This window comes from Cryptosporangium sp. NPDC048952 (assembly GCF_043197895.1).
Classification (GTDB): Bacteria; Actinomycetota; Actinomycetes; order Mycobacteriales; family Cryptosporangiaceae; genus Cryptosporangium.
Genome location: NZ_JBICTY010000002.1, coordinates 43,431 through 68,904, shown reverse-complemented (window position 1 = coordinate 68,904; position 25,474 = coordinate 43,431). Strand labels below are relative to the sequence as shown.

Sequence of the window (25,474 nt, the reverse complement as noted above, 5' to 3'; positions counted from 1 at the left end):
CCATCCCGCCATTGGGTGATGGCCGGTTAGGGCCCGGGTTAATGTGTGTACCGAGCAACCGTCGGGCGGGGAGGAACGATCGTGACCAAGCTGGAGTCGTCTCCAGGAGTCGGCCTCCGCTCGGATCGCGGACCCATCCTGCTGGCCCTCATGCTCTCGACCTCCCTGGTCGCGCTCGACTCCACGATCCTCGCGACCGCGGTCCCCTCGATCGTCTCCGACGTCGGCGGCTTCAACGAGTTCCCGTGGCTGTTCTCGATCTACCTGCTCGCCCAAGCGGTCACCGTCCCGATCTACGGCAAGCTCGCCGACCTCTTCGGCCGCAAACCGGTCATCCTCTTCGGCATCGCGATGTTCCTGATCAGCTCGATCCTCTGCGGCTTCGCCTGGAGCATGGGCGCACTGATCGTGTTCCGCCTCGTCCAGGGCCTCGGCGCCGGCGCGATCATGCCGATGACGATCACGATCGCCGGCGACCTCTACACGACCGAGGAACGGGCGGTCATCCAGGGCTACATGGCCAGCATCTGGGGCATGGCCGCTGTCGTCGGCCCGACCCTCGGTGGCGTGTTCAGCGAGTACGTCTCGTGGCGCTGGATCTTCTTCGTCAACGTCCCGCTGTGCCTGATCGCGGCAACGATGGTGCTCCGCAACTTCTCCGAGCGCGTCGAACGCACGCGCCCGAAGATCGACTACACCGGCGCCGCCCTGCTCACCGGCGGCCTGACGCTGCTCATCCTGGCCCTGCTGGAGGGCGGCGAGCGCTGGGCGTGGGGCTCGCCGGCCGGCCTCGGAACCGTCGCGGTGGGCGTCGCCCTGTTGGTGGTCTTTGTTCTGGTGGAACGCCGGGTCGACGAACCGGTGCTGCCGCTGTGGGTGTTCCGGCGCCGGCTGCTGGTCACCAGCGGTCTGGTGTCGCTGACGCTCGGTGCGGTGCTGTTCGGGCTCACGTCGTACGTGCCGACGTACGTGCAGGAGGCGCTGGGGCACGGCCCGCTGGTGGCCGGGTTCGCGCTGGCCACGCTCACGATCGGGTGGCCGATCGCCGCGTCGCGCTCCGGCAAGATCTACCTGCGCTACGGCTTCCGCGTGTGCGCGCTGATCGGCACCACGATCATCCTCGCCGGCACCGCGCTGCTGCTCCTGCTCGACGAACACAGCAGCGTCTGGTTCGTCGCCGCCTGCTGCTTCGTCATCGGCGGAGGCATGGGACTCACCGCCAGTCCGACGTTGATCGCGGCGCAGTCGAGCGTCGGCTGGCACGAGCGGGGCGTCGTCACGGCGAACAACCTGTTCCTGCGCTCGATGGGCAGCGCGGTCGGCACCGCGGCGTTCGGCGCGCTGGTCAACGCCGTGCTGGGTTCGCACCAGCGCACCCCGGCGCTGCTGACCGAGGCGATCGGCCGCATCGTCGTCGTGTTCGTCGGTCTCGCGGTCGTCATGCTGATCGCCGCCGCGGCCCTGCCCGGCCGCGATCACGCGAGTGAACCGGCGTGAGCTGCGTGAATTGCATTTCGCCGCAATCCACAACAGAATCACGCGATGCCGATCGATCAGCCGGACGTCATCGAAGCCGAAGTCGACGACACGAAGGCTGACGCGCCGCCACCCGGTGACACTCCCCCATCCGCTCCGCCCGAGGGACGCGGCCGTCCCCGTCGTCTGCGGATCGTGGCCGTCGTGGTCGTCATCGGGCTGGTGCTGGCGGCGGTCGGCGCCTGGGTGGCGTGGAGCACCACGGACCTGCCGCCGATTCCCAAGCTCTCGTCGACCACCCAGATCAAGTACGTCGACAACTCCCCGCTCGCGACGTTCACCACCGAGAATCGCGTCCCGGTATCGCTGGACGAGGTGCCGAAACACGTCCAGCAGGCCGTGGTCGCGGCCCAGGACCCGGACTTCGAGAAGTCGCACGGGTTTCTCTCGGGCAGCACCCGTGCTCTCCGGTACCTGGTGGCGGGAAGCTCGGGCAAGGAATCGATCACCGAGCAGTACGTGCGCAATGCGGTGTCGACGAACGTGGGCCGGTCCGGAAGCGTCCGGCGGGCGGTGTACGCCGCGAAGCTCGAACAGACGATGTCCAAGGACGACATCCTGATCGGCTACCTGAACGCGATCTACTACGGCCGCGGCGCGTCGGGGATCGAGGCGGCCGCGCAGGCGTACTTCGGCAAGGACGTCGACACGCTGACCGTCGAGGAAGGCGCCGTGCTCGCCGCGCTGATCGACGATCCGTCGCGCTCCGACCCGTTCGGCAATCCCGACGCCGCTCGCACCCGCTGGAACAGCGTGCTCGACGCCATGGTGAGCGCCGGTTACCTGGACCGGGCCGCGCGCGCCCAGATGCAGTTCCCGAAGGTGGCGGCGCAGGTGCGGCCACAGTATTCGGCCTGGCGCACCGGCTCCTCCGGCGTCCTCGGCCAGCGCATCGAGTCGGAACTGAAGCAGATCGGCTTCAGCGAACAGGACATCAACACGGGCGGCCTGACCGTCCAGACGACGATCAGCCCGCAGGTGCAGAAGGCCGTGGTGCAGGCCGCTAACACGCACGTGAAGGACAAGGACACCGAAGCCGCGGTCGTGGTGCTCGACCCGAGGAGCGGCGCGGTCCGCGCCTACTACGGTGGCGAGCGGGGTTACGGCAACTTCGACCAGGCGTCGACGCTCGGCGCGCACCCGGCGGCCGCGACGTTCCAGCCGATCGTGCTCGCCACGTCGGTGAAGAACGGGTACAGCATCGACTCGCTGTGGAACGGCGTCTCCGGGCAGAAGTTCGAGGACCGCCCGAAGCCGTTGGACAACAGCAGCTCGTGCGGCCCGCGGTGCTCATTGACCACGGCCACCGTGCAGTCCGTCGAATCCGTGTTCTGGGCTGCGACGCTGAAGAACGGGGCGAAGAACGTCGCTCAGGACGCGAAGCGGGCCGGGTACAAGACGCTGGACAAGGATCAAACCGACAAGGCGAACGTCGACGGTTCGCTCGCGCTCGGCCGGTACCGGGTTTCGGCGCTCGACCAGGCGACCGCGTACGCGACGTTCGCGGCCGACGGCGTCCAGCGCCAGCCGTACTTCGTCGCGACGGTGATCGACGCGGACGGCAAGACAGTGCTCTTCGACCACGCGGCCAACGTCGCCCAGCCGACGAAGGCGTGGGACCAGGCGACCAGCCGCGACGTGTCGTACGTCCTGCAGCAGTCCTACGCGGCGGACCGGAGCCTGCAGATCGGACGTCCGGCGGCGGCCAAGTCCGGCGGTCAGCAGTACGGCAGCTCGTCCGACGCGTGGGTGGTCGGGTACACGCCGCAGCTGGTCACCGCGGTCTGGGCCGGTAAGGGCGAGAGCACGACGATCCCCGACGCGGAACGTGTCAACGGCAAGATCAACGTCCGCGGGTCGGGTGTGCCGGGAGCGATCTGGCGCGACGTCATGACCTCGAGCCTCAAGGCCACGGAGGTCGAGGCGTTCGGAAAGCCGGTCCACGCCGGCGACAAGCGGGGCAACGCCTAGCGCAGCCCCTGCGCCCGGGCCACCACCGCGGCCGCGACGTCCCGCAGCTTGCGGTTGGTGTGCTGGGAGACCGTCGTGAGCTGGGCGAAGGCCTCCTCCGCCGAGCACTTGTGCTCGGCGATGAGGATGCCCTTCGCCTGCTCGATGACGGCCCGCGACTCCATCGCGCTGCGCATGCCCTCGGCGAGCTCCGACGTCGTCGCGTAGAGGTGCGCGTTGGCGACGGCGACCGCCGCGTAGTCGGCGACGAGTGCCGCCACCCCGGCGGCTTCGTCGTCGAACGCGCCCTTCTCGGAGCTGTACATGTTCAGCGCACCGACGACGTGCTCCTGCACCGGCAGCGGCGACGAGATGCTGCTGAACACGCCGCGCTCGGCGGCCTGCGGCGCGTACACCGGCCAGCGCGGCTCACTGCGCATGTCGTCGACGATCAGCGTCTCACCGCCGCGGGCGGCGTCCAGGCACGGGCCGTGGCCCTGGCGGTACTGCCGCTCGTCGAGTTCGCGTGCGAGGTCGGCGGTGAACGCCGCGGTGGTGGGCCGGTCGTTGACCAGCAGCGTCACCGAGACGCCGGAGACCCGGGGAACGGCGTCACGCGCGACCTCGGCGACGCGGAGAAGTACCTGGTCGAGTGGCGTGTCGGCGAGGACGATACGGCTGAGTTCAGCCATCTTGTCGAGAACCACACCCCGTGTAGTGACCGATCTCAGCCAGGGGTAACCACGTTCGGTCCGAATACCGCCCGAATCGTGCAACACACCGGTCGATGCCGGTCTCAGGAAGATGTGACGAGCCCAGAGGACCCGGACGACCGATCGTTGTGGGCAGCCGCGGCCCGCGGTGACCGCGACGCCTTCGGCGTGCTGTTCGACCGGCACGCCCGCGCGGTCTACAACCACTGCTTCCGGCTGGCCGGCAATTGGGCGATGGCGGAGGACGCGGTGGCGGCCACGTTCCTCTCTGCGTGGCGACATCGGGATGACGTGACGTTGACCCGCTCGTCGGCGCTGCCGTGGCTGCTGACCGTCGCGACGAACACCGTCCGTACCGAGCACCGCTCGTTGCGACGCCAGATCGCGGTGCGTCACCGCGCCGGGCCCGCGCCGAGCGTGCCCGACCACGCCGACGACGTCGCCGAACGCCTGGACGACGAGCGTCGGATGCGGTGGTTGCTCGAGGCCGCCGCCTCGTTGCCCCGCGCCGAGTGCGAGGCGCTGGCCCTCTGCGTCTGGTCCGGCGTCTCCTATGCCGACGCCGCCCAGGTGCTGGGGATCACCGAGGCGAGCGTCCGATCCCGGATCAGCCGCGCGCGGGCGCGGTTGTCCGCCACCCTCACCGACCGCGCGGAAGCGGGGACCCAGCGATGAACGATCTGCCGCCACCGTCCCGTGATCTACCGCCGGGCGTCCATTCCGCGCTGCGCGCCCGGGTGCTGGAGGAGACGTACGACGAGGCGCCGTCGCGGCGCCGCTGGTTGTTGCCGCTGGCTGCGGCGGCCGCGGTGCTGGTCGTGGTGTTCACGGCGATCGGGGTGTTGCGGGCTGGGTCGCCGTCGCCGGAGCCGGCGCCGGTGGCGACCCATCCGCCGTCGGGTGCGCTGTCGCCGTCGGTCTCCGGGCCGCCGCCGGTGAATCCGACGACGTTCGACCCGCTGTGGACGCGGTTGACGCCCAACTGGGTGCCGGCGGACTTCCCGGTCACCGAGCGTGCCGTGTCGCGGTCCGACGAGATGGTGCGGCTCGGTGGGTACGCCGAACCGATGATCCAGATTTCGATAACGCCGCGAACCGCGCCGGCGCCGCTCCAGCATCTGCCGGCCGACACCACCGTGCCGGGTCCGGACGTGAACGGGAAAGCGTCGACCTGGTCGGAGCGGGCTGCTACGCGCCGCAGCTGGTTGCGCTGGGAGTGGGCCGACGGCGCCGGGGCGATCGTCCAGCTCTTCGGGTTCGAGGGGGATTCGTCGGAGAACGCGGAGTTCGCGGCGCGGATCGCGGCGGGGCTGCGGCCCCAGTCGCCGGTGCGGGTGGCGTTGCCGTTCACCGTCACGGGTCCGTCGCACGCGTGGGTGCTCGGTTCCATCGTCCACCGGCCGAAGGAGACCGGTTCGACGTCGGTGCGGTTCGGTCCGAGCGCGGGGGTGTTGAAGGAGACCGAGGTGCGGTGGACGCCGGACCGGCTCGTGCAGCAGGAGTATCCGTCGAACACGACGGTGAACGGGCGGGAGGCCAGCGTGCGGACCGATGGGGTCGACGAGGTGGTGCGGCAGGTGTTCAGCCGGAACGTGGGTGAGGTGACGTGCCGGCCCAAGCCGGGGGTTACCCGGGAGACGGTGCGGTCCGAGTGCCTGACGATCGCCGCGAGCCTCACGCCCTTCGGCGACGTGAACGCACCGACCTCATGGAGCACTTCTCCCGTGCGGTGATCAGTCGGCGTGCGACCGGGCGGTGGCTGCCCGGACCAGGGCCAGGGCGTGGGCCCGGCCCGGGCAGGCGTGGGGGCCGGCGCCGAACGCGAGGTCGCCGGAGAGCGGTACCCAGACGATCTCCCCGTTCGGAGCCAGCCGCTTGGTCGCAGGCGCGGGCGGATCGTCGCGCAGCACGTCGTCGACAGACGCGTTCGTGGAGCGGTCGATGAGCGCCACAGTGGCCTGACACGCCTGCACCAACACCCCGATCCGTGCCGCCGTAGCCTCGTCGTACACACCTCCGAGCCGCCCCACCAGCCGCTCGACCGCAAGATCGGCCCTCCCCTGGTCCCCGGTCCCAGGCTGATAGCCCTGCGCAACCTCTTCCACCCACTCGACGGGCACCTCGATCCCTAGCGCGCGAGCGAGCACCGCGACCGGATGCGGCGCGCCACTCCCCCCGCCCGCATCCGCGGCGCCCTCGACCAACGCGGCGCCCTCGGCGGTCGCGGCGCCCTCCGCCCGCGCGGCGAGCGCGGCTTCGGCGGCGAAGTGGTCGGCGAGGGTATCGGGTGGGATCGTGGCTAGCAGGGCTACGGCGAGGGCTCGGCGGCGGCGGTGGGCATCGCCGGAGCTGAAGCGGGCCACCGAAGCCCGCAACCACGCGACCCCGCGTGAGGCGTCGGGAACGGGCGGCACGATGTAGGCCGGGTCGGTGAGGATGCTCATCGCCCCGACGCTAGGCCCCGAACCGTTCGGCCCCGACCGAACGGTCCCGGGCGGAAAATAGACGAGTGACCACCGCCCGGGACCTCGCCGCCCTCGCGTCGCTGCTCGCCGACGAGACGCGCTCCGCACTGTGCCTGGCCCTGCTCGACGGCCGAGCCTGGACCGCCGGCGAGCTGGCGAGTCACGTCGGAGTCGCCCGCTCCACCACCACTGAGCACCTGCACCGGCTCGTCGGCGGCGGCCTGCTCACCGAGCGGCGCCAGGGCCGCCACCGTTACGTCGAACTGGCCGACGCCTCGGTCGCCGACCTGCTCGAGGACCTCTCGTCCCGGGTCGAGCCCCGCCCACCCTCATCGAGCGGGCTCACGGCAGTGACCGCGGACGCCGCCCTGCGCCGCGCCCGCACCTGCTACGACCACCTCGCCGGCACCCTCGGCGTGGCAGTCACCGACGCCATGGTGCGAAAGGGCCTGCTGCACGCCGAGGGCGGCCTCACCGTGACCCCGGCCGGCACGAACTGGTTCACGAAAGCACTCGGCTCCCCCCTGCACCCCACCCGACGCCCCCTCACCCGCGACTGCCTCGACTGGACCGAACGCCGCCCCCACGTAGCAGGCACCGTAGGCGCCACCCTCTGCACGACCTTCCTCCGCAACAACTGGCTCGTCCGCGCCGGCAAGACGCGCGCGGTGCGCCCCACCCCCGAGGGCCGCACCGCGCTCGCCGACCTCCTCGACCTCGACGTCAGTCGAATGTGAAGATCAGCGGGAACACCAGCACCACGAACCACGCCCATCCCGCGTACACGAACACGTACCGCGTCTGCCACTGCTCCAACGCCGCGAACTTCACCTTGTGGCGCACGAACGCGAGGAACAGCCACGCGCTCCACGCCAGGTTGGCGAGCAGGATCAGGTTCTCGCCCAGCGCCGCGGTCTTGTTCGGGGTGAACCCGAATTCGGTGATCCGCCCAGTGATCGCGGCGAGCACCACAGCGTCGATCAAAAGGGCAGAAACCACCAGGCCGAGCTGCAGCCGGTCGAACCACCCGGGTCCGACGGCGGGATTCCGCGCCGAAATCGCATACAGCAACAGTCCCAGGACGACGACGAGCAGCAGGTCGAACAGGATCAGGACGTCCCGCTCGACGTCGAGGTTGCCGGTCCAGACCAGCCCGATCAGGAACGCGAGCAGCGCGACCGCGAACAGCGGCGTGAACACCCGGGTCAGCACCGGCGCCATGTTCTCGATGACGCTCTGCTTCGCCTCGACCAGCCACGCGGCCACGATCACCGCGCCCGCCGCACCGCACGGCAGCAGCCACTGCGAAATGAACGTCTCGGTGTCGACGCCGATCGCCTCGAACGTGGCGACGGTGAACCCGGTGAGGACGCCGCCGCCCAGCGCGATCAGCGCGAAGTAGATCGCCCACTCGCCGGTGAACCGGATGAAGTCCATCCGCCGGCGCCCGTCCAGCCAGTCGCCGCCGACGTACGCGAGGCCGACGACCAGCCACAGCGCGAGCGGCAGGTGCACGGCGGAAATGACGAGGCTCTGCGAGTCCTCGTCCATCGGGTAGGCGTTGACCGCGACCGCCCCGAGGACGAACAACGCGGCAACCACAGCGATGACGCGCGGCGACACCCGGCGCTGCCAGGCGAAGTACCCGGCCAGCGCCGGCAGCACGAACAGGCTGAGGTTGCGCCCGTAGAACGCCGGGTCGTCGTCGAGGTCGAAGCCGAAGAGCGCGGGGAGCTTCACCGCGGCGGCGGCGATCACCGCGCAGACGAGGGCCGCGAGGAACTCCCGCCGCGGTGGTCCGCTCGACGGCTCCTCCCCAGGCAGCACCAGCTGCTTCCACAGCCGCTCGGAGTGCTCCCGCGCGAACTCCCGGGACAGCTCGTCGAGGCTGCCCATCCGCTTCACCGCGATCAGGAACGCCTCGTCGCTGTGCAGGCCGGCGTCGGTGAGCTCGGTGATCCGCGCGCGGAGGTGGTCCTCGAGCTCGTCGGTGTCGGCGTTGTGCAGTTCGCGGCGACGCTCGGCGTAGGCGCGCCAGTCCGCGATCTGCGTTTCCAGATCGGTGGTCACAGTCCCCCCTCCCACGCGAGCGGCGGAAGCGCGCGCGCATCCCACACCCCACGCAGCGTGGCGATGACCGCGGCCCACTGCCGCCGCTGCTCGACCAGCTCCGCGCGCCCCTGCGCGGTGATCCGGTAGTACTTGCGCTTCCGCCCGGTGGGCGGTGTCTCCCAGAACGACTCCACGTGCCCCAGCCGCTCCAGCCGGTGGAGTAACGGGTAGAGCAACCCGTCGGTCCACTCCAGCTGCCCGTCGGAGAGCTCGTTGACCTGCTTGAGAATCGCGTAGCCGTAGCTGTCGCTCTCCGCGAGGATGCCGAGCACCAACGGGGTCGCGGACGCGGCGACCAGATCCTTCGTGATACGCATCCGACCTCCTGACCCTAGAACTGCGATGCATAGTAGTTCTAGGTATCAACCCCCGCGCAAGCCCCCCGCCCGGTTTCGGCGCGGCGGCGCAACTCGATTGGTCTTTGCCGCCACCCGCGGCTACTGAGAGCTGGTCGCGCGAGGTTCGACCACGTACACGATGCGGTCCGCGACGTCGGCGGGCGGGCCGTCCATCGCGAACCCGTAGCGCTCGGCCAGGCTCAGGAAGAACGTGCCGTCCGGATCGGGCTCGATGCTGGTGACGACGCCCCGGACCTCCAGGTACCGGTACGGCTGCTCCGGGTCGTTGACCGACACGGCCACCGCCGGGTTACCCGTGATGTTGCGGTACTTGTAGCGCGTCGTCGTGCCGGTGAAACGGAGAGCCGTTCCGTCCCAGCTGAACCACATCGGGTTCACCTGGGGCGTGCCATCGGGCCGGGTGGTCGCGAGGTGGCCGAAGAGCGGCCGGGTGAGCAGGTCCTGGTGACTCGCCGGTACGGTCACGCGGCGCCCTCCGCCTGGGCACGGGCAACGTCCGCGCTCACCGGTACGCCGTCGCAGTCCAGACCGGCATCGATCAGCGACCGGTAGTGGTCGGCCTTCGATTCCAACGCCAGCGACGCGTCGCGCAACGCGTCCATCTGCTCCCGGATCCGTAGCCGGTGCCGTTCCAGCAGCGCCAATCGACGCCCGTGGCTGGCCGCACCTTCCCCGACCATGCGCGAGAACGCGCGCATGTCCTCGGTGGGCATGCCGGTGGCGCGCAGCTTGGCGAGCATCACCAGCAGCGTGGTGTCGCGGGCGCTGAACCGGCGACGCCCGTCCGGGCCGCGTCGCACCTGCGGGATCAGACCTTCCCGCTCGTACCAGCGCAGCGTGTCCTGGCTGAGGCCGCACAGTTCGGCGACCTCAGCGATCCCACGCCAGCTTTCGATAGCCGTCGTCATGGGCACCAGCGTGCCTCCTGGAGCGCACTCCAGCGCAAGTTATCGTCCCCGGGGAAAAGGGGGATGCGCCGTGTCGTATGCCGTGGACTTCACCACCGTGTCAACCGTCGGCCTCGAGTCGTCACCGGTCGCAGATGCGCTCGCCGGCCTGCGGGCCAACGAGGCGCGGTACTTCAAGAACAAGTACGACCACGTTTTCACTGTCGATCCCGCGGGTGACGCGGAGGCGACGGTCGCGTGGGTGCACGAGATTCTCTCGGAGGAGCGCGGGATCGTCATCGGGTCGCGCCCGCTGGAGGCGACCGGGTTCCAGGTCGAGAACATGCGGATGGCGTACGTGTTCTACGAGAGTGGTCTGTCGGTCAACGTGATGTACGGGCTCGACGAGGGCGGTAAGCGCGCGGTCGGGTTCAAGTTGTCGGACGGCATGGAGGTTCCCGAGGAGCTCTCCTCGTTCAAGTTCGCGCGGCAGAAGTCGAAGCTGGCCGGCACGATTCGGGGCTCGTACTTCGTCATCAAGAAGGATCACTGACCGGCGCTCGACAGCTTTTCGGCCCTACGACGGGTTTCCGGCCTTACGACAGGTTTGGGGGCCTACGACCGCCGGTCGTAGGCCCGGGAACTCGTCGTAGGGCCGACTTCTCGTCGTTGGCGCCCGCCGTCGCTGAACGCGTCCCCAAGCAGTACGGGCGTACTGCACAATGGTCAGCGTGATCGATCATGTGCAGGTGTCGTGCCCGCCCGGTAGTGAGGACGCGGTCCGTGGCTTCTACGGCGGCGTCCTCGGCTGGCAGGAGCTGCCCAAACCCCCGTTGCTCGCCGCGCGGGGCGGGTGCTGGTTCCAGGTGCCCGGCGGGGGTGAGCTCCACGTCGGCGTGGAGGCCGACTTCCGACCTGCCCGCAAGGCACACCCCGCGTTCGTCGTCGACATCGACGTAGTGGCGGACGCGCTGACCGCGGCAGGCAGCCCCGTTCGCTGGGCGGACCCGGCGGAGATCCCGGGCCGGCGCCGCTTCCACACCGCCGACGCCGTCGGCAACCGCCTCGAGTTCCTGGCCGCGCCATGAGCGCACTGGAGCGTCCCAGCCCTCACGTGCGCACCTCGTACCTCGTCGCGATGGCCGAGTTCGCGGACGAGGGGCGCGGCCTCGAGTCCGATCGGACCTCCCTCGGCGAGGAGATCCGCCGCTTCGGGCCGGAATGGTCCTCACTCGACGGGTTCACGCGGTACGTCGTTTGGCTCAACGGGCTCGCTCGCGAAGACACGCCCCGCCGCGAGGGGTTCGTGCCCGCGACCACGTTCTGGTGGGTCGATGGCGACACCTACCTGGGACGCCTCGCGATCCGCCATCGCCTGACGCCCGACCTGCTCGAGGCCGGCGGCCACATCGGCTACGACATCCGCCCATCGGCGCGGCGCCAGGGCCACGCCACAGCGATGCTCCGCGCAGCCCTTCCCGCAGCCCACGCCCTGGGCATCAACCCGGCGCTGATCACCTGCGACACCGACAACATCGCCTCCCGCCGAGTCATCGAACAGAACGCCGGCACCTTCGACGACCAGCGCGGCGACACGTTGCGCTTCTGGGTCCCCACCACCTAGCCGAGTCCCCGGCCGGCGCCGGTTCCTCCCGGTCTCCGCCCACTGCCGCGCCGGGGCGCCTGCACGCTTGGCACGCTGGATTCACGTCAGCGGGTCCTCAGCACCCGCAGCGGCGAGCACTGCGTCGGCCACCGCCTCCGGGGGCAAACCGGCGTCGACGATCGTCCGGTAGGTAGAGCGGGCCCGCTCGTTCCACTCCACCGTCGCCGCCAACTCCTCGGGATGCCTCCCGAACGCGTTCGTCGTCCGGTCCGACAGCCGTCTGCGCAGCGTCCCGCTGTCCACTACCAGGCACACGACGACGTCGAACAGGTCACGCACCTCGGCCTCGTTCTCGACCAGCCCGCACAGGAACACCGTCCCGGACCCCTCGAGCGCCTCGACCCGCTCCCGCACGATCCGCCATCCGAACTGATCGAGCCACCCCGCCGGCACCGGGTACGGCGGGTCGACCACGACCGAACCCGTCACCCGATCCACCCAGCAGCTGTAGCCCTCCCAGTCGGCGTCCACCGCCACGTACCCCCGCGCCTTCAACAGCGCGCACACCGTCGACTTTCCGGTGCCGGAGCTACCGGTCACCCACACCAGCGACACGGCTGGACCTCCGCTGCTGAAACAGCTTCCACGACCAGAACGCGACGACCAGCGCACAGATCACGGTGGGGATCAGCAGGAAGATCGCCACCGAGTGGTTCTCCCGCGCACGGGCGTCGGAGACATCGTCCGACGGATTCTGCGGATCGTAAACGATCGGAATCCGGTCACCTACGTGCAGCTCACCGTCCGGTGCGCTGTCCCCCTGACCGATCAGGCTCTCCACCTGGCGCCCGTCCTCGGTCGTGAACCGCACCGTGTCGCGCTTGTGCTTCCGGCTCGCCGCGACCTGCACGACCTCCGCGGTCGTCTCCTTCCCGCGGTCTTTCAGAGCGTGGTCGTTGCTCCAGTTCTGATACGCCAGGTAACCGAACAGAAGCATCACGACGACGCCCAGCGGCACGCCGATCCACAGCGGTGGCTGCTTTCCCCTCGACCCCATGAGCTGCGACTTTCCCATGTGGAGCGTCGACCAAACCGTCGTCCGGAGGACAGACAGCGAACGCCGTCAACGGTCACCATGAGACATGTCGACCACGCCCAGTAGAAGGTGACGCAATGCCGAACGCAGCGAAGGCCGCCCTCGCCTGGCTGGTCGTGACCGCAGCCATCGAAGGCCTCACGGCCTGGGCCGGCCAGCGCGTCGCGATTTGGGGCGCAATCACGATGGCGACGCTCCTGCTGCTCGCCTACGGCCTCCTGCAGCGAGACTTCACCTTCCTGCAGCCCTGGCTCTGGCACACGGTCGGCGTGCTGATGGGCGTCGTCATGATCGTCGGTGTCGTCGCCGCGTTCGTCTGACTACGCGGCGCCCCGTCGCAGCCCTCCGGCGGTGCCCCCGCGAATGGTTGTCACGCTGTCCGCGCTCCGGGCCGAATGGTTGTCAAGAAATCCGCGCCATGGGGCGGAAAATCTGACAACCACCTACGCGGGCAGCGTGACAATCACGTCAGTCGAGTCGGACGTGAAGCCGACCACCGTGGGGCCGCTGGTCGTTCGCACGTCGATGTGCAGCGCCGTGCCGTGCGCGCCCGGCCGATCACATCACCGATCTCGTACTGCGGTAACGCCGCGGCGACGTGCCCGCGCTCGATCGCCATCCGTCGCTCCGTCGCCGGTCGAGGCCGCCGATCGGACTGACGCTACTTCGGACGGACCCCGCGCGGAGGCCGAACAACCAGTCCTTCGCAGCATGCCGATCAGAGTCGGGCTATTGCGTTTGCTGGGTTTTCCACCGCGTCGGCTACCGCGCGGAGGAACTGCGCTGCGGTCTGGCCATCGCAGACGCGGTGGTCGAAGACAAAGCTCAACGTGGTCACCTTCCGGACCGTGATCTGTCCGTTCACCACCCAGGGGCGGTCCGTCGTTCGGCCGACGCCGAGCATGGCGACGTTCGGGGGTGTGAGGATCGGGGTGCTGCCATCGACACGGAACGCGCCGTAGTTGTTGAGGGTGAAGGTCGCGTTGGCGGGGTTGTTGCGGCCCTCGCGCGCGTCGACGGTGAGGCGGCGGATCTCGGTGTCGAGTGTGGTCGTCGTGTGCGTGTCCGCGTTCTGGATCGCGGGGACGGTGAGGCCGTGTCGGCCTTGGACGGCCAGGCCGAGGTGGACGTTCGGGTTGTGGACGATTTCTCGGCGCTCGGCGTCGAAGCGGGCGTTGAACACGGGGTGCTCCCGTAGGGCGGCTGTCGTGAAGCGCGCGAGGTACGCGAGGAGGCCGGGGCCGTCGGGGGCGCTCGCCCGCAACTCGACGAGCGGCGTGGCGTCCACGTCGGCCCAGATCGTGACCTCCGGGATCTCCCGCCGACTCCGCTCGAACACGGAGGCCGCCGCTTTGCCCCGCGCCGACAGCTCGACCCGCACCTCGCCCGATCCCACCGCCACCGCCGGCGAGGCTGCGGCGACGGTCGCCGCAGGGGCTACCGCCGCAGCAGCTGCCGCCGCAGGAGCTGCCGCAGGAGCTGCCGCCGGTCCGAAGTCCGCCGGGCCGGCGGCCGGGGCTCCGCCCTGTGCCAGGCCAGGGGTCGGAGCGGTCGCGGAGGCAGCCTGGCCGCCGGGCGCTCCGGGCGCGAGGGCGCCCTGATCGCCAGGCGCGGTGGCCGCGGGGGCGGTCTGGCCGGCCGATGCGGCGGCTTCGATGTCTCGGCGGAGGATCAGGCCGGCGTGTCCGGTACCGCGGACCGTGCGGACGTCCACGCCCAACTCGTGCGCGAGCCGCCGCACGAGCGGCGACACCACCCGCGGCCGAGGCGCGGCGACCCCCGTGTCGCCCTGCGCCGCACCGGAGGGCGCGCCCGCAGGCGCGGCTGTGGCTACAGCGGATGCCGCCGGCGCCGCCGCGGAGGCGGCGAGCGTTACCGGCGCGGCAGACGCGGGCGCCACGGGCGCGGCAGACGCGGGCGCCACGGGCGCGGCAGACGCGGGCGCCACGGGCGCGGCAGACGCGGGCGCCACGGGCGCGGCAGACGCGGGCGCCGCAGACGCGGGCGCTACAGGCGCCGCAGACGCGGGCGCGGCGGACGCGGGCTGCGCGGGCGCGGTGGATGTGGGCGGCGCGGGCGCGGCGGACGCGGGCGGCGCGGGCGGGGTGGATGTGGGTGCGGTGGGTGTGGGTGATGCGGGGTGTTGGCGGGGGCGGCGGTGGCGGCGGGGGCCGGTGGGGGTGGTGGTGCCGTAGCCGACCAGGACTGCGCCGGAGCCCGCGGGCTCGGTGGTGGTCACGGAGAGGAGGGGGTCGCCGACCGTGGCGGTGCGGCCCACCTCGACATGGCGAGCCGTCACGGTGCCCGCGTACGGGGTGGGGACCTCGACGACGGCCTTGGCGGTCTCCACCTCCGCGACCGGTTGGTCGACGGTCACCGAGTCGCCCTCGGTGACCAGCCACCGCACGACCGCCGCCTCGGTGAGCCCCTCCCCGAGATCCGGCAACAGGAACGTCTGCGCACTCACACGAGCTCCCACGACAAGTCGTCCACCGCGTCGAGAATCCGGTCCACACCAGGCAGATACACCGACTCGTACGCCGGCGGCGGGAACGGAATGTCGAACCCGGTCACCCGTCGCACGGGCGCGGCAAGCGACGAGAAGCACCGCTCCGACACCCGCGCCGCGATCTCCGACGCCACGCTCGCGAACCCGGGCGCTTCGGCCACGACCACGGCCCGCCCGGTCCGCGCCACCGACTCACACACCGTCACGTCGTCGAACGGCACGATCGTCCGCACGTCGACGACCTCGAGCGACCGCCCCTCGGACGCCGCCACCGCAGCGGCGTCCAGCGCAACCGGTACCGCGGGCCCGTACGCGATCAGCGTCGCGTCCGTGCCGCGCCGCCGCACGACCGCCTGCCCGGGCGGTGGCACCACCGCCGACGGATCGCGCTCCTCTTTCGTCCAGTAAAGCTTCTTGGGTTCCATGAACACGACGGGATCGGACCCACTGAGCGCGGAGCGCATCAACCCGTACGCGTCCGCGGCGCAGGACGGCGTGAACACCTGCAGCCCGGGCGTGTGCGCGTAGTACGCCTCCGACGAGTCGCAGTGGTGCTCCACCCCACCGATCCCCCCGCCGTACGGAATGCGGATGACCAGCGGCAACGTCACCGCCCCGGCGGTCCGGTTCCGCATCTTCGCGACGTGGCTCACGATCTGTTCGAACGCGGGAAACGCAAATGCGTCGAACTGCATTTCGACGACGGGCCGGAACCCGTTCATCGCCATCCCGATCGCCATGCCGACGATCCCCGACTCGGCCAGCGGCGTGTCGAAGCACCGCGTGTCGCCGAACTCCGCGGCCAACCCGTCGGTGACCCGGAAGACACCGCCCAACGGACCGACGTCCTCACCGAACACCACGACGCTCTCGTCGGAGCGCATCGCGTCGCGCAGCGCAGCGTTGACCGCACCGGCCAGCGTGATCTTCTCCATCAGACGTCCACCTCCCGGCTCATCTCGTCGCGCACGAGCGCGGCCTGTTCCTGCAGTTGCGGCGTCGGCGACGCGAAGACCTGGGCGAACAGCCGCCCGGGGTCCTTCTGGGGTGCGGTGTCGATCCGCAGTGCCGTAGCGACCCGCTCGGCCGCGGTGTCGAACTCGACCTGCCGGGCGTCGTCCAGGGCACCGGCGGACCGCAGGTACGTCGCCACGCGGGTGAGCGGGTCACGTGCAATCCACTCGTCGACCTCGGAGGAGTCGCGGTACCGCCCGGGGTCGTCGGCGTTGGTGTGGGCGGCCACCCGGTACGTGTGCGCCTCGACCAGTTGGGGCCCCTCGCCGTTCCGGGCCCGCCCCACCGCGTCGGTGAGTACGGCCAGCAAGGCAGCGACGTCGTTGCCGTCGACGCGTTCGGACGGGACGCCGTGCCCGACACCCTTGTGCGCCAGCGACGGCGCGGCGCTCTGGCGGGACAGCGGCACGGAGATCGCGTACTGGTTGTTCTGCACCAGGAACACCACGGGGGTGCGGAACACCGCGGCGAAGTTCAGCGCCTCGGCGAAGTCACCTTCGCTGGTGGCGCCGTCCCCGCACAGGGCCATGACGACGGTCGGCTCGCTGCGCAGACGCGCGGCGTGCGCCACCCCCACCGCGTGCAGGAGCTGGGTGGCCAGCGGTGTGGTCTGGGGCGCGACGCGGAGCGCCGGGGCGTCGTAGCCGGTGTGCCACTCACCGCGGAACAGCGTCAGCGTGGCCACGGGGTCGACGCCGCGGGTCACCATCGCGACGGCGTCCCGGTAGGTGGGGAACAGCCAGTCCGTCTCGTCGAGGACCTGGGCGGCGGCGACCTGGCAGGCCTCCTGCCCGTGCGACGACGGGTAGACGGCCAGGCGACCCTGCCGCACCAGTGCGTACGCCTGTTCGTTGAACCGCCGCCCGACGACGAGCGCGGCGTAGGCGTCGAGCAAGGCTTCGTGCGACGGGAGGTCGGCACCGACCGCCGAACCGCTTTCGCAACGCTGACCGTGCTCGTCGATCAGCTGGACGGGAGTCGCCGAAGGGAGCAGATGATCAGGATCACGTGTCATGGATAGATGCTCCAGCGCTAGCCATTCGCATGGGGCAGGCCGGCGGATTGCGAGAAGATGTCACCACACCCCACCGAAAAGCCAGCCAAACGTCCAACCACCCCACCCCTCCAGGAAGGCGGGCGAGACACATGGCCACCGAGCTCGACGACACCGACCGCCGCATCCTCGCGGCCCTCCGCGACGACGGCCGCCTTTCGATCCGCACGCTCGCCGAACAGATCCACGTCTCCCGCGCGAACGCCTACGCCCGCGTGGAGCGGCTCCGTGACACCGGCGTGCTGCGTGGTTTTCACGCCGACGTCGATCCGGTCGCGGCGGGGCTCGGCACCACGGCCTACATCACGCTCAACCTGAGCCAGCACCAGTGGCGGCCCCTGCGCGCCCGCCTCCAGGCGCTGCCGGGCGTGGTGCACATCGGTCTGGTCGGCGGGGAGTTCGACGTCATCCTGCTGGTGCGCACCCGCGACAACGCGGAACTGCGCCGGCTGGTGCTCGACGAGATCCAGAGCATCGACGGGGTTCTGAGCACCCGCACCTGGCTGGTGTTCGAAGAACTGGAGCCGACGCTCCGCCCGTGAAGGTGTGTTCAACCGAATGGGGTTTATTGTCGGTTTTCATGGGTCTGACACGACGGCAAGTGCTGTGCGCATCGCTGCTCACCGCGTTGGCCGGCTGTGGATCCTCGGAGACGGGCGCGCGCAAGTCGACGGGCACCGCGCTCTGGTGCTGGCCCGGCGGCCTGGCGCCGTCGGTGCTGGCCGACGCGACCGAACGCTTCGCAGACGACACGAAGCTGACGTACACCGAGCACGCCGGTGTGTTCCGCACGCGCCTGGACGCGGCGCTCGCCAAGGCCGACGGCACGCCGGGCATCACCGGCATCAAAGGTGAGGACCTCGCCTCCTACCTCCCCCGGGCCGACCTGTTCGTCGACCTGCTGACGCTCGGCGCCGGCGACATCGAGAACGAGTACCTGGGCTGGAAGTGGCAGCAGGGCCGAGCGAACGACGGGCGGCTGGTCGGGATTCCGATCGACATCGGTCCCACAGCGGCGTTCTACCGCGCGGACATCTTCAGGAAAGCCGGTCTGCCCACCGACCCCGCCGACGTCGACCTGGCGATGCGGACCTGGGCGGAGTTCCGGACGCTCGGTGCCCGGCTGCGCAGACGCCTGCCCGACACGTACTGGATCGCGAACACGATGACGCTGTTCACGATCGCGGTGTCGCAGTCCGGCACCCGGTTCGTCGACGAGCTCAACCGGTTCGTCGGCGACGGCAACCACATCCGGTCGGCCTGGGACATCGCGATCGGCGCCAGCACCGACGGGCTCAGCGCGCACGTCGACAACGACGACCCGAAGTGGGGCGCGGCGGTGGCCGACGGCTCGATCGCCGTGTCGCTGGGAGCCGCCTGGCACGCCCAGGACGTCGAGGGCGCGGCACCGCTGACCAGCGGGAACTGGCGGGTGGCAACCGGTCCGGCCGGTGACACGAACATCGGCGGTTCGTACCTGGGCATCCCGGCGTCGGCGCCGGACCCCGATCTCTCGTTCCGGATCATCACCTGGATGCTGAACCCGGAGAACCAGGCGCGCGCGTTCACCGACGCCCGGCTGTTCCCGTCGACGCCGTCCACGTACGCGATGCCGGCGCTGACCGTGGCCGACCCGTTCTTCGGCGGCCAGCGCACGATCGACGTGTTCAGCGCCTCGGCCCGCCATACCCGCCGCCTCTACGAGGCCCCCGCCGACGGCGCGATCCAGGACGTCTACCTCGAGGAACTGCGCAACGTCGAGTACCGCGGCAAGGCGCCCGCGACCGCCTGGCGCGACGCGCTGACCAAGGCCAGACGCCTGGCCGACGACAGCGGCGTCAACTAGGAGGCGGCCCCCACCGCGGCCTCCGTCAACGGGCGCAGGAACCGTTCGGGGTGGTCGAGCAGGTCGGCGTGGTGCTCGGCGAACCAGGCGGCCGCCGTGTCCGACGACCGCTGCCGCGCGAGGATCTCCGGCGCGTTGTCGCGCGTGATGACGAGTGCGGGCACCTGCACCCACCCCGAGGGCAGGTTCGTGCCGTACCGCAGGTGCTCGGCCTGGACGCGACCGGCGACCAGGCCCTGCAGGAACGTCTCCCCCGACACGAGCACGAGGTCCCCCGCCTCGGCGGCACGCAGCCCCTCAATCGCCAGGCCGATCCCCGCGGCCGCCCACCGCCCGCGGTGGAGGGTGCGCACCGCCGCGATGTTCCCCGAGTCGACGTCACCGACCCCGACGAACGCCACCGCACGCGGATTCGCCCGCACCAGAACGTCCCACGCCTCGTGGTTGAGCTCCGGTTCCAGCTTCGTGTCGAACGGCCCGATCACCCGGATCCGCGGGAACTGGCGGGTGAGCGTCTCGCGGAACCCGATCGCGCGCTCGTCGTACGTCTGCACGCCCGGCGCGGGGTTGCCGAGAATGACGGTTCCGGCGACGTCCGGGGGCAGCTGGCGGGCCAGCTGCTTCGCGAGCGCCGACCCGAGCGCCCGGTTGTCGTTGCCCACCAGTAGCGGCACCTCGGAACTCGGCGCGGGCGGGCACTGCAGCGCGACGATCGGCACGCCGGTGCGGCTCAGCTCGGCCAGCGGCTCGGCGAACAGCTCCGGGTTGAACGTGAACACGGTGTAGCTGTCCGGGGCCGGTTTCCGGATCGCCTGCAGCTCGCGCAGCTGCTCGGCGGTGTCGGCGATCCGCGGCCCGAACTCCCGGTGCCGCACGCCGCCGACCTGACGCACGCCGGTCGCGAAGCCGCGGATCATCTGCTGCACGGTGGTCAACTCGGTGCCGACGACGACCAGCGCGGCCAGCGGCGTTCCGCCCGACCGGCCCGAGCACGAGGTGACCGCGACGAGCGTCAGCAGCAGCGCGAGCACGGCGCGGGTCACGTCCACCTGATCGGCGTCCAAAAACGGGTTTTCAGTTGTTTTGAACGCGGAGCGGTCGATTTGAACCAGGAGGCCGGCCGAGGGGAGACACCCGCCGATGCGGATCGCGTGGATGCGCCGACGCGGCGTGGCGCGTGGCGCGGTGACCGCGCTGGCCATCGGCCTGTCGATGCTCGCGGGGCTGGCCGTGATCAGTACGCGCAGCTCGTCCGCGTCCATGTCGACGATCACCGCGACGCAGCAGCACAGCCGGCAGTGGAGCGACGTCTACCTCAAGATCAGCATCGAGTACGAACAGCTGATCGACTTCGTGCGCGCCAAGAGCGAGGTCGGCAAGCAGCCGCTGATCTCGTCGATCGGCTCCGCGGAGGCCAATCTGCGGTGGTTGGTCGCCAACGGCGACCGCGCCGACGCCACCGAGGCGCGTGCGCTGCAGAACACCTACGGCGGGTACAGCTTCACGCTCAGAGCTCTGGTCGACGCCGATCAGCGCGGCGATCGTGCCGAGGTGCTGCTGGACGCCGAGCAGGCCGCGCTGAGCGCCTCGGCGCTGCGGAAACAGGCGTCGGTGAACGTGGCCCGCAACGGGCTGGAGATGAGCGCGCTGCTGCGTGCCGCGCAGCGCACGAATGCGCGGCTGCTGATCGCCGTGGGGGTCATCTCGGCCGTCGACCTGGTGCTGGTCGCGTTCAGCACGCTCGTGCTGCTGGCCTACCAGCGCGGTGCCGAGCGGCTGGCGACGGAGAGCCGGCACCGCGCGACCCACGACAGCCTGACCGGTACGGCCAACCGCTCACTGCTCCACGAACGTATCGACGACGCGCTGGCGCGCTGTGACCGCGAGGCGGACGTCGGGGTGGCGCTGTTGCTGCTGGACCTCAACCGGTTCAAGGAGGTCAACGACACGCTCGGGCACCACGCCGGTGATCAGCTGCTGATCGAGGTCGCGTCGCGGCTGACCGAGGCCGCGCGGCGTGACGACCTGGTGGCCCGGCTCGGCGGCGACGAGTTCGCCGTGCTGCTGCCGGGGGTGCCGGACGCGGCGACCGCCGTGGAGCTCGGCGAGCGCATGCACGGGTCGCTGTGCGGGCCGGCGACGGTGGAGGGCGTCACGGTGGCCGTGTCGGGCAGCATCGGGATCTCCCGGTACCCCGGCCCCAGCAGCGACGCCGAGAAGCTGCTGCAGCACGCGGACATCGCGATGTACACGGCCAAGCGCGGCCACCTCGGCGTCGCGTTCTACGACCCGGACGCCGATCGGCACACGGCCGACCGGCTGTCCGTCATCGCGGATCCGGCTTAGGAGGCCAGGCCCACCTGGGCGGCGCTGTAGTAGCTGCTGCCGACCAGGATCTTCTCGTAGTTGGACTTGACGACCGTCACCGGCTGCAGAAGCGCGGTCGGGACGACCTTGACGCCGTTGTCGAACTGTGTGGTGTCAGTGACCGTCGGCGTACCACCGGTGAGCAGCGTCTTGACCATGTTGGCGGCGAGCTCGGCCAGCTTGCGGGTGTCCTTGAACACCGTCTGGTCCTGCTTGCCGGACGCGATCAGCTTGACCGACTCGATCTCGGCGTCCTGCCCGGTGATCACCGGGCGCTTCTTGCCGGCGGCCGTGATCGCCTGCAGGACACCCCGGGACATGCCGTCGTACGGCGAGAGGACCGCGTCGAGGTCGTCCGACTGGTAGTACTCGTCGAGGATGCGCGCCATGCGCTGGCGGGCCACCTCGTCGCTCCACGCCTTCGTGGTGACGGCGCTGAACGACGTCTGCCCGCTGCGCACGTCGAGCCGGCCACTCGCGATGAACGGCTGCAGGACGCTCATCGCGCCCTTGTAGAACACCGAGGCGTTGTTGTCGTCGGCCGAACCGGCGAACAGCTCCATCGTGACCGGTTCGCCGCCGTTGCGCAGACCCAGCGCGTCGACGAGGTACGAGGCCTGCAGCACGCCGACGCGTCGACCGTCGAACGTGGCGAAGTAGTCGACGTCAGGGGTGCCCTCGATGAGGCGGTCGTACGCGATGACCTTCACCTTGGCCTCGTGGGCCTTTTCGAGAACACCCGTGAGCGATTTGCCGTCGACCGCACTGATGACCAATGCGCGGGCGCCGGAGTCGATCATCTGCTGGATCTGCTGGATCTGCTTGGCGGGCTTACCGTCCGCCACCTCTACGTCGGCGGTATAACCCATCCGCTCGAATTGATAAGAAAGGTTCTCACCGTCGGTGATCCAACGAGCCTGGTCGCCGCTCGGCATCGAGATACCGATGAGACCACCGGTTTCCGCCTGGGCCGCGCCGTCGTCCGACTCCGAATTGCCACAACCGACGGCAGCGAGGAGCACCGCTACCACCAGTAACGATGCCCGGACTTTCCGTGGCAGACCCATCGTGCATCCCCTTTTTAAACCGCGGGCAGGCCATCTTATTCACGGTGTTAACGCTCCACCGGTTCGAATTGAGAGATGGCCAACTGCCACTGGCGTCTTGATCGATCCCCGAACTGCCGTGCGTGCGATACCGTACAGGACGGTGTAACGGGTTACAGGCTGAGGAATAACCGTGCGACTGAGTGACTTGCAGGCGATCACCCACGAAGACCTGTTGATCACCCGACTAGGTACACGGACAGTAGAGACTCCGTTACAGGAACTGCTCGGGAATCGACAAGAATCGGTCCATTACGTCACCGAGACCGACCGTGTCCTCGTCGACGACACGTTGGGCATGGCGAAGAGCCGCGCGCTCGAAGCGGCCGATCTTCCGGCGTTCAACCCGGGCGGTCCGCGGGCGAAGCTGTTTTTCGACCCGTCTGAGGTCACCGCCGCGATCGTGACGTGCGGCGGGCTCTGCCCCGGGCTCAACAACGTCATCCGGGCGCTGGTACTGCACCTGCGGCACGCGTACGGCTGCCGGGACGTCCTGGGCTTCCGCAACGGCTACCAGGGCCTCGCTGACGGCTCGGATCCGGTGCGGCTGACCCCGGACCTGGTGCGGGAGATCCACACCCGTGGCGGCACGATCCTGGGCACGTCCCGGGGCAGCCAGGACCCGGCGACGATGGTCGACACGCTCGTCGCCCACAAGGTCGACATGCTATTCGTCGTCGGCGGTGACGGCACGTTGCGCGGCGCGTCGACGCTGGCCGACGAGGCCGCCCGGCGCGGGCTGCCGATCGCTGTCGTCGGCGTCCCGAAGACGATCGACAACGACATCCCGTGGATCGACCACAGCTTCGGGTTCCAGACCGCGTACGCCCGGGCCGCCGAGTCGATCACGGCCGCGCACGTCGAGGCGAGCTCCGGGGTCAACGGGATCGGGCTGGTCAAGCTGATGGGCCGGCACTCCGGGTTCATCGCCGCGCACGCGACGCTCGTCGCGCAGGGGGTCGACTTCACGCTGATCCCCGAGGTGCCGTTCACGCTCGACGGGCTGCTGGCCGGGATCCGCAAGAAGCTCGCGGACCAGGGGCACGCGGTGGTCGTGGTGGCCGAGGGTGCCGGGCAGGATCTGTTGCCGGCGTCGACGGCCACCGACCCGTCGGGTAACCGGAAGCTCGGTGACATCGGCGCGTTCCTGCGGTCCGAGATCACCGAGGGGCTCGGCGACCTGCCGTTCTCGCTGCGCTACATCGATCCGGGGTACGCGATCCGTTCGGTACCGGCCAACGCGTTCGACGCGGTGTACTGCACCCGCCTCGCGCAGGCCGCGACGCACGCGGCAATGGCCGGGTTCACGTCGATGATGGTGGGCAGCCGGCGCGGCCGGTTCATCAACCTGCCGATCAAGCTCGCGACGGCGACGAGCAACCACGTGGATCCGCACAGCGACATCTGGATGGCCGTCCTGGAAACCACCGGCCAGCCGGTCACCTTCTGACGCCCGCGGCCGTCAGGCTGCGTGGGACGGGAGGCGGTGGGGGCGGATGACGTCTGCGGCCAGGCCGGCGATGCCGACGACGAGCCAGGCGACGGTGGCGGCGATGCCGTAGCGCAGGTGGACAGCGGCGGCGACGTCGTCGCGCGAGTAGAAGGAGCCGCCGTCCTGCGCGACCACGGCGTCGATCAGCCAGCGCCGGATCGTGATCGTGCCGGCCACCAGGGTGACGCCGGCCAGCGCGGCGGCGACGCCGGCGGCCACCGGCCAGATCCGGTTGCGGCGCACCAGGCTCAGTCCGAGCGCCACGACCGTCAGCGCCGCGCTCGCCCGGACCAGCGTGCGCCCGACCGCGCTCATGTCGTCCCAGGAGACGGCGTCCGAGGACGCGATGCCCGCGTCGTCGGATTGCCGGCCGGCCCCTTCGACCGTGGGTGCGGTGTCCGCGACCAGGTTCACGCCCGATGCGTGCAGCCGCACGCTGCCGTCCGGCAGGTCGCACGAGACCGTCAGGAACGGGAAACCGAAGCACAGCAGCGCGAGCAGGAACCCGGCCGGGCTGACGAGCCTGCGCACGAGGTACACACGACCCTGTCGGCACCCCCGACCCGCACCTGAGGCCCACCGGCCATCGGTCCACGGGCCGCCGTCGCGGGCGCGCCCCTCCGCGGCTTTACGCGGGAGCGGGTACCGCTGGGGTGGTGCCGCCGCGGGTGGTGGCGATCAGGGCGGCAAGGAACCCGGCCAGCAGCGCGCTCGCCACGTAGCCGACGCCGTCCGCGAGGCCGATGTCGGCGGCGTAGGAACCGGTGGGCGCGGCCACCTGCCAGGCCAGCACCCCGGCGAGCCCGACCACCAGGTACGTGACGACGAGCACGATCGGCCACCTGCCCCGCGTGGGGCCAGGCGTCCGACCGAGGCGCGCGCCCAGCGCCGCGACGACCAGCGTCACCATGATCATGAACATCGGGTGGTTGAGGTGCAGCAGCTGCACACCCTCGTACGTGTCGTTGGCCAGCACCGTGTACCGCGCACCCACGAGCCGGTGCACAGTGGCGACCATCCCGGTCAGCACCACCCCGGCGCTCAGCGCGACCCCCAACGCCGACGCCCGCCGGAACAACCCGACCCCGAGGATCACCCCGATCAACGCGGGCGTGATCGCCGCGTTCAGCTCCATCCCGAACACCGCGTCCATCGCCGCCCCGTGCGGGTAACACACGTTCGGATCGAGACAACCGGGCACGCCGTCAGCATCCAACTGCCGCTGGACCAGCACCGACGCGAAGACCACGTACGTCGTGGAAACCGCCGCCACGAGCGTCGCGAGCGTCAACGGAACACGCAGTGAGCGCAGCACGGCACCGACCCTAGCCATCCACCGCTACTCCCGGGCCATCGCTCCGG

General features: G+C 70.3%; 28 protein-coding genes. 13 read left to right on the top strand and 15 right to left on the bottom strand.

Going from position 1 to position 25,474, the window contains the following annotated elements; translation table 11 throughout:
• Positions 1 to 150 precede the first annotated feature (150 nt).
• Together ACGFY5_RS08430 and ACGFY5_RS08425 are read left to right on the top strand one after the other, a co-directional pair.
• Positions 151 to 1,497, top strand: a complete 1,347-nt coding sequence (locus tag ACGFY5_RS08430; RefSeq protein WP_392720439.1) for an MDR family MFS transporter — start codon at positions 151 to 153, stop codon at positions 1,495 to 1,497.
• A 45-nt stretch (positions 1,498 to 1,542) separates the two neighbouring features.
• On the top strand, positions 1,543 to 3,507 hold the full coding sequence (locus ACGFY5_RS08425; RefSeq protein ID WP_392718840.1) for a transglycosylase domain-containing protein: 1,965 nt from the start codon (positions 1,543 to 1,545) through the stop codon (positions 3,505 to 3,507).
• On the opposite strand, the gene ACGFY5_RS08420 is transcribed toward ACGFY5_RS08425, so the two are convergent.
• The gene (locus tag ACGFY5_RS08420) at positions 3,504 to 4,178 is read right to left on the bottom strand and encodes a GAF and ANTAR domain-containing protein (protein WP_392718838.1); all 675 of its coding nucleotides are present in this window, start codon (positions 4,176 to 4,178) and stop codon (positions 3,504 to 3,506) included. The two genes, ACGFY5_RS08425 and ACGFY5_RS08420, sit on opposite strands and share 4 nt — an antisense overlap.
• 114 nt (positions 4,179 to 4,292) lie before the next feature.
• On the opposite strand from ACGFY5_RS08420, the gene ACGFY5_RS08415 reads away from it, so the two are divergent.
• The gene (locus ACGFY5_RS08415; RefSeq protein WP_392718837.1) at positions 4,293 to 4,874 is read left to right on the top strand and encodes an RNA polymerase sigma factor; all 582 of its coding nucleotides are present in this window, start codon (positions 4,293 to 4,295) and stop codon (positions 4,872 to 4,874) included.
• Entirely contained in the window at positions 4,871 to 5,932 is a 1,062-nt protein-coding gene (locus ACGFY5_RS08410) for a hypothetical protein (protein WP_392718836.1), read from the top strand. The genes ACGFY5_RS08415 and ACGFY5_RS08410 overlap by 4 nt, the downstream gene beginning before the upstream one ends.
• Here ACGFY5_RS08410 and ACGFY5_RS08405 read toward each other — a convergent pair whose 3' ends face one another.
• Positions 5,933 to 6,643: a hypothetical protein gene (locus tag ACGFY5_RS08405; protein WP_392718834.1), complete on the bottom strand. Its 711-nt coding sequence runs from the start codon at positions 6,641 to 6,643 to the stop codon at positions 5,933 to 5,935. It abuts the gene before it with no gap.
• Between the two features lie 65 nt (positions 6,644 to 6,708).
• On the opposite strand from ACGFY5_RS08405, the gene ACGFY5_RS08400 reads away from it, so the two are divergent.
• On the top strand, positions 6,709 to 7,401 hold the full coding sequence (locus tag ACGFY5_RS08400) for an ArsR/SmtB family transcription factor (protein ID WP_392718832.1): 693 nt from the start codon (positions 6,709 to 6,711) through the stop codon (positions 7,399 to 7,401).
• On the opposite strand, the gene ACGFY5_RS08395 is transcribed toward ACGFY5_RS08400, so the two are convergent.
• The 4 genes from ACGFY5_RS08395 to ACGFY5_RS08380 form a co-directional block, all read right to left on the bottom strand.
• Entirely contained in the window at positions 7,388 to 8,734 is a 1,347-nt protein-coding gene (locus tag ACGFY5_RS08395) for a permease prefix domain 1-containing protein (protein ID WP_392718830.1), read from the bottom strand. The genes ACGFY5_RS08400 and ACGFY5_RS08395 overlap by 14 nt on opposite strands.
• Entirely contained in the window at positions 8,731 to 9,093 is a 363-nt protein-coding gene (locus ACGFY5_RS08390) for a PadR family transcriptional regulator (protein WP_392718828.1), read from the bottom strand. Before ACGFY5_RS08390 ends, ACGFY5_RS08395 begins: the two co-directional genes overlap by 4 nt.
• A gap of 120 nt (positions 9,094 to 9,213) precedes the next feature.
• The gene (locus ACGFY5_RS08385) at positions 9,214 to 9,600 is read right to left on the bottom strand and encodes a PPOX class F420-dependent oxidoreductase (protein WP_392718826.1); all 387 of its coding nucleotides are present in this window, start codon (positions 9,598 to 9,600) and stop codon (positions 9,214 to 9,216) included.
• On the bottom strand, positions 9,597 to 10,043 hold the full coding sequence (locus tag ACGFY5_RS08380; RefSeq protein WP_392718824.1) for a MerR family transcriptional regulator: 447 nt from the start codon (positions 10,041 to 10,043) through the stop codon (positions 9,597 to 9,599). Before ACGFY5_RS08380 ends, ACGFY5_RS08385 begins: the two co-directional genes overlap by 4 nt.
• A gap of 70 nt (positions 10,044 to 10,113) precedes the next feature.
• Here ACGFY5_RS08380 and ACGFY5_RS08375 point away from each other — a divergent pair, with 70 nt between their 5' ends.
• From ACGFY5_RS08375 to ACGFY5_RS08365, 3 genes are all read left to right on the top strand, one after another.
• The gene (locus ACGFY5_RS08375) at positions 10,114 to 10,575 is read left to right on the top strand and encodes a phage tail protein (protein ID WP_392718822.1); all 462 of its coding nucleotides are present in this window, start codon (positions 10,114 to 10,116) and stop codon (positions 10,573 to 10,575) included.
• A gap of 169 nt (positions 10,576 to 10,744) precedes the next feature.
• Positions 10,745 to 11,110, top strand: coding sequence for a glyoxalase (locus tag ACGFY5_RS08370; protein WP_392718820.1), 366 nt, complete (start codon positions 10,745 to 10,747; stop codon positions 11,108 to 11,110).
• A complete protein-coding gene (locus ACGFY5_RS08365; RefSeq protein ID WP_392718818.1) occupies positions 11,107 to 11,646 on the top strand; it encodes a GNAT family N-acetyltransferase in 540 nt (179 codons plus the stop codon). Before ACGFY5_RS08370 ends, ACGFY5_RS08365 begins: the two co-directional genes overlap by 4 nt.
• Before the next feature lie 81 nt (positions 11,647 to 11,727).
• Here the strand turns inward: ACGFY5_RS08365 and ACGFY5_RS08360 are convergent, their stop codons facing one another.
• Together ACGFY5_RS08360 and ACGFY5_RS08355 are read right to left on the bottom strand one after the other, a co-directional pair.
• Complete coding sequence (locus tag ACGFY5_RS08360) at positions 11,728 to 12,243, bottom strand: AAA family ATPase (RefSeq protein WP_392718816.1); 516 nt, start codon at positions 12,241 to 12,243, stop codon at positions 11,728 to 11,730.
• Positions 12,218 to 12,685, bottom strand: a complete 468-nt coding sequence (locus ACGFY5_RS08355; RefSeq protein ID WP_392718814.1) for a DUF3592 domain-containing protein — start codon at positions 12,683 to 12,685, stop codon at positions 12,218 to 12,220. Before ACGFY5_RS08355 ends, ACGFY5_RS08360 begins: the two co-directional genes overlap by 26 nt.
• Before the next feature lie 116 nt (positions 12,686 to 12,801).
• Here ACGFY5_RS08355 and ACGFY5_RS08350 point away from each other — a divergent pair, with 116 nt between their 5' ends.
• Positions 12,802 to 13,044, top strand: coding sequence for a hypothetical protein (locus ACGFY5_RS08350; protein WP_392718812.1), 243 nt, complete (start codon positions 12,802 to 12,804; stop codon positions 13,042 to 13,044).
• A 398-nt stretch (positions 13,045 to 13,442) separates the two neighbouring features.
• On the opposite strand, the gene ACGFY5_RS08345 is transcribed toward ACGFY5_RS08350, so the two are convergent.
• From ACGFY5_RS08345 to ACGFY5_RS08335, 3 genes are read right to left on the bottom strand one after another with little or no spacing between them, the layout of a single operon-like run.
• Entirely contained in the window at positions 13,443 to 15,191 is a 1,749-nt protein-coding gene (locus ACGFY5_RS08345; RefSeq protein ID WP_392718810.1) for a dihydrolipoamide acetyltransferase family protein, read from the bottom strand.
• Complete coding sequence (locus ACGFY5_RS08340) at positions 15,188 to 16,168, bottom strand: alpha-ketoacid dehydrogenase subunit beta (protein WP_392718808.1); 981 nt, start codon at positions 16,166 to 16,168, stop codon at positions 15,188 to 15,190. The genes ACGFY5_RS08345 and ACGFY5_RS08340 overlap by 4 nt, the downstream gene beginning before the upstream one ends.
• Positions 16,168 to 17,262 (bottom strand): thiamine pyrophosphate-dependent enzyme, encoded by a 1,095-nt coding sequence (locus ACGFY5_RS08335; RefSeq protein ID WP_392718806.1) that lies wholly within the window; start codon positions 17,260 to 17,262, stop codon positions 16,168 to 16,170. The genes ACGFY5_RS08340 and ACGFY5_RS08335 overlap by 1 nt, the downstream gene beginning before the upstream one ends.
• Before the next feature lie 131 nt (positions 17,263 to 17,393).
• Here ACGFY5_RS08335 and ACGFY5_RS08330 point away from each other — a divergent pair, with 131 nt between their 5' ends.
• Positions 17,394 to 17,843, top strand: coding sequence for an Lrp/AsnC family transcriptional regulator (locus ACGFY5_RS08330; protein WP_392718804.1), 450 nt, complete (start codon positions 17,394 to 17,396; stop codon positions 17,841 to 17,843).
• A gap of 38 nt (positions 17,844 to 17,881) precedes the next feature.
• The gene (locus ACGFY5_RS08325) at positions 17,882 to 19,147 is read left to right on the top strand and encodes an ABC transporter substrate-binding protein (RefSeq protein ID WP_392718802.1); all 1,266 of its coding nucleotides are present in this window, start codon (positions 17,882 to 17,884) and stop codon (positions 19,145 to 19,147) included.
• Here the strand turns inward: ACGFY5_RS08325 and ACGFY5_RS08320 are convergent.
• Positions 19,144 to 20,196, bottom strand: coding sequence for a sugar ABC transporter substrate-binding protein (locus tag ACGFY5_RS08320; RefSeq protein ID WP_392718800.1), 1,053 nt, complete (start codon positions 20,194 to 20,196; stop codon positions 19,144 to 19,146). The genes ACGFY5_RS08325 and ACGFY5_RS08320 overlap by 4 nt on opposite strands.
• Positions 20,197 to 20,287: 91 nt before the next feature.
• On the opposite strand from ACGFY5_RS08320, the gene ACGFY5_RS08315 reads away from it, so the two are divergent.
• Positions 20,288 to 21,493: a diguanylate cyclase domain-containing protein gene (locus ACGFY5_RS08315; RefSeq protein ID WP_392718798.1), complete on the top strand. Its 1,206-nt coding sequence runs from the start codon at positions 20,288 to 20,290 to the stop codon at positions 21,491 to 21,493.
• Here the strand turns inward: ACGFY5_RS08315 and ACGFY5_RS08310 are convergent.
• Positions 21,490 to 22,581, bottom strand: coding sequence for a substrate-binding domain-containing protein (locus ACGFY5_RS08310; RefSeq protein ID WP_392718796.1), 1,092 nt, complete (start codon positions 22,579 to 22,581; stop codon positions 21,490 to 21,492). The genes ACGFY5_RS08315 and ACGFY5_RS08310 overlap by 4 nt on opposite strands.
• 172 nt (positions 22,582 to 22,753) lie before the next feature.
• Here ACGFY5_RS08310 and ACGFY5_RS08305 point away from each other — a divergent pair, with 172 nt between their 5' ends.
• Entirely contained in the window at positions 22,754 to 24,070 is a 1,317-nt protein-coding gene (locus tag ACGFY5_RS08305) for an ATP-dependent 6-phosphofructokinase (RefSeq protein ID WP_392718794.1), read from the top strand.
• Positions 24,071 to 24,082: 12 nt separating this feature from the next.
• On the opposite strand, the gene ACGFY5_RS08300 is transcribed toward ACGFY5_RS08305, so the two are convergent.
• A complete protein-coding gene (locus ACGFY5_RS08300) occupies positions 24,083 to 24,643 on the bottom strand; it encodes a hypothetical protein (RefSeq protein ID WP_392718792.1) in 561 nt (186 codons plus the stop codon).
• 97 nt (positions 24,644 to 24,740) lie between these two features.
• The gene (locus tag ACGFY5_RS08295) at positions 24,741 to 25,445 is read right to left on the bottom strand and encodes a hypothetical protein (protein ID WP_392718790.1); all 705 of its coding nucleotides are present in this window, start codon (positions 25,443 to 25,445) and stop codon (positions 24,741 to 24,743) included.
• Positions 25,446 to 25,474 lie beyond the last annotated feature (29 nt).